We start from the raw sequence: 3176 nt of genomic DNA on the forward strand, positions 1-3176 counted from the left end.
GCCCCACCCGTTGCGTAATCCACCCCCATGAGGAGATCCGGTGGAGTCCTTGCGGCAAGGAGCTCAAGAAGGGCCCAAGTGGGGGCATCCGTGCGCCAGTTGCCCCGATCATGATCCATGGGCGGTCGGCTGTACGGCCCTTGGGAGTGTCGCGCGTCCGGAAACACCTCCTTGCTCGCCCATTCCGCGCCCCTCACAATGCGCATGACAAAACCGCGGTGATCGGAGCTCTTCCGTCTCCGTCACCCACGTCGTAAGAGGGGACCCCACATGAGAAAACCTCTCGTCGCCGCAGTCTTCGCCCTGGCGCTGGCCGGAGCGGGCGCGGCGCCCGCGGTCGCCGCCGGCGCGCCCGCGGCCGACCCGGCCGCCCCGGCTGCCCCGGCCTCCGTGGGCAAGGTCGCGGACACGGGCACGAGCACGGACTCGATCACGTCCACGGTCTCGGACCTGGTCACGTCCGCCACGGAGACCGTGGGCCGGATCACCCAGCCGTCCGCCCAGGCCGTCAACTTCGCCGGCACCGTCGCGCTCAACAACTGCTCCGGCTCCGTCGTCCGGATGCCCGCCTCCGCGGACAACGACCCGGCGCTCGTGATGACCAACGGCCACTGTCTGGAGTCCGGGTTCCCGGCAGCGGGTGAGGTCATCGTCGACCAGGCGTCCAGCCGTACCTTCGGCCTGCTCAACTCCGCGGGCACCCGTGTCGCCACGCTCCGTGCCAGCAAGATCTCGTACGGCACGATGACGGACACGGACGTCGCGCTGTACCAGCTCACGAGCACGTACGCGCAGATCAAGAGCTCGTACGGCATCGACGCGCTCACCCTCAACAACGCGCGTCCCACGGCCGGCACCGCCATCAGCGTCGTCTCCGGCTACTGGAAGCGGATCTACAGCTGCAACGTCGACGGGTTCGCGTACCGCCTGAAGGAGGGCGACTGGACCTGGAAGGACTCGGTCCGTTACACCTCCGCCTGCAACACCATCGGCGGCACCTCCGGCTCGCCCGTCGTCGACGACGCCACCGGCAAGGTGGTCGCCGTCAACAACACGGGCAACGAGGACGGCGGGCGCTGCACTCTCAACAACCCCTGTGAGGTCGACGCGAGCGGCAACGTGACCGTCCGTCAGGGAATCAACTACGCCCAGGAGACCTACCAGATACCCGCCTGCTTCGGCGTCGGCAACAAGCTCGACCTGAGCGCGAGCGGTTGCGTCCTGCCCAAGCCGTAGAGGCAGGAGGCGCGCACACCGTCGTGCGGGGCGAGCGGTCACCGGTCGTCAGAAGGGCCCTGGTCACTGGGCCCGGCGCACCGCCCGCCCCGCAAGCACGTCCGTCCGGCGGCCGTCCTCGATCGCGAACCGGCCGTCGACGAGCACGTAGGGGATGCCGATGGGCAGCGCCCGCGGCTCCTCGAACGTCGACCCGGCGGCCACGGTCGCCGGGTCGAACAGGACCAGATCCGCGCGGTACCCCTCGCGCACCAGCCCCCGGTCGGCGAGCCCGAGCCGGGCCGCGGGCCGCGAGGTGAGGTGCGCGACGCACTCCTCCAGCGACAGCACCCCCAACTCCCGTACGTAACGGCCGAGATACTGCGGGAACGTCCCGTACGCGCGGGGGTGGGGCTTGGCGCCCCGCAGGATGCCGTCGGAGCCGCCGGTGTGGACGCGGTGCCGCATGATCGTCCGGACGTTCTCCTCGTGGCCCACGTGCTGGAGGATCGTCGAGCCGAGCCGGTCGGTGAGGAGGAGCCGGCGGGCGGTGGTCCAGGGGGCCTCGCCGCGCTCGTCGGCGGACTGCTGGACGGTCCGGCCGACGTACGGCGCGAGAGCCGGGTCCGTCACTCCCGAGATCTCGATCGTGTCCCACTCGATGGGGACGCCGTGGCAGCCGTCGGCGCCCACGACCTCCATGTGGTGCCGGATGCGCTCGGCGGACGTCTCGTCCTCCAGTCGCGCGAGGATCGCCTCCGGGCCGCCCTCGCTCGCCCAGCTGGGCAGCATGGCCACGAGGGTCGTGCAGCCCGGGGTGTAGGGGTAGGTGTCGAGGGTGATGTCCGCGCCGTCGGCCAGCGCGTCGTCCAGCAGCGACAGCAGCTCGGCTCCCCGGCCCTTGTTCACACCGAAGTTCATGGTGGCGTGGGCGAGATGGAGCGGACAGTCCGCCTCCCGTGTGAGGGCGACCATGTCCTCGTACGCCTGGAGCGCTCCGGCGCCGTACGACCGGTGGTGCGGGCAGTAGTAGCCGCCGTGCTCCCCGACCACCCGGCACAGCTCGGTGAGTTCGGCGTCCCTCGCGTACATGCCGGGCGTGTACGTCAGCCCGGACGACATCCCGACGGCGCCCTCCCGCATCCCGTCGGCCACCAACTGCCGCATCCGGTCCAGCTCTTCGGGCGTCGGCTCGCGGTCCTCCCAGCCCATGGCCAGCATCCGCACGGTGCCCTGGGGGATGAGGTAGGCGGCGTTGACCGCGATGCCCTCGCCGTCGAAGCCGTGGTCGAGGCGGTCCAGGTACTCGCCGACGGACCGCCAGGTGAAGTCGATGTCGTCGCCGTGTCCGTTCCAGCCGGTGATGGCCCTGCGGACCTCGGCGAGGGTGCGGTCGTCGACCGGTGCGTACGACAGGCCGTCCTGGCCGATCACTTCGAGCGTGACCCCCTGCGCGACCTTCGCGCTGTGGTCGGGGTCCCGCAGCAGGGCCAGGTCGCTGTGGGCGTGCATGTCGACGAACCCGGGGGAGAGCACCAGGCCCTCGGCGTCCAGCTCCCGTGTCGCACGTGGGCGCTGGCAGCCGGCCGCGGCGGCCTCCTGCACGATCGAGACGATCCGGCCGCCGTCGACGACGACATCGGCGCGGTACGAGGGGCCGCCGGTGCCGTCCACCACGTCCGCGTCACGGATGACGAGGTCCTCCACGAACGCCTCCTGAAAGTCCTGGAAGTTCTAAAAGAACGTGCGGACGTAGTCGACGACCGTGCCGTCCGCCTCGGCCACGGGGATCAGCTGCCACTTGTCGAAGGACGTGCAGGGGTGGGAGAGACCGAGGGCCAGCCAGTCGCCGACCTGGAGGTCCGCCTCGGGGGTGGTGCCGATCCAGGCGTGCTGGTCGGAGAGGGCGGTGACCGTGATGCCGGTGGCGGGATGCTCGGCCCCGGCCGGCCCGGCCGCCC

The 3176-nt window shown here is 70.9% G+C and carries 2 protein-coding genes and 1 pseudogene; 1 reads left to right on the forward strand and 2 read right to left on the reverse strand.

Annotation, left to right across the window (positions count from 1 at the left end; all coding sequences use genetic code 11):
• Positions 1–270: 270 nt before the first annotated feature.
• Positions 271–1236: a trypsin-like serine peptidase gene (locus tag FPZ41_RS45850; protein WP_152870765.1), complete on the forward strand. Its 966-nt coding sequence runs from the start codon at positions 271–273 to the stop codon at positions 1234–1236.
• A gap of 63 nt (positions 1237–1299) precedes the next feature.
• Here FPZ41_RS45850 and FPZ41_RS45855 read toward each other — a convergent pair whose 3' ends face one another.
• Both FPZ41_RS45855 and FPZ41_RS45860 read right to left on the reverse strand, forming a co-directional pair.
• Complete coding sequence (locus FPZ41_RS45855; RefSeq protein WP_322621582.1) at positions 1300–2922, reverse strand: N-acyl-D-amino-acid deacylase family protein; 1623 nt, start codon at positions 2920–2922, stop codon at positions 1300–1302.
• A gap of 27 nt (positions 2923–2949) precedes the next feature.
• Positions 2950–3176 (reverse strand): annotated as a pseudogene (locus tag FPZ41_RS45860) (amino acid deaminase); the annotation flags it as partial.

The organism is Streptomyces acidicola (assembly GCF_009377235.1).
GTDB classification, from domain to species: Bacteria; Actinomycetota; Actinomycetes; order Streptomycetales; family Streptomycetaceae; genus Streptomyces; species Streptomyces acidicola.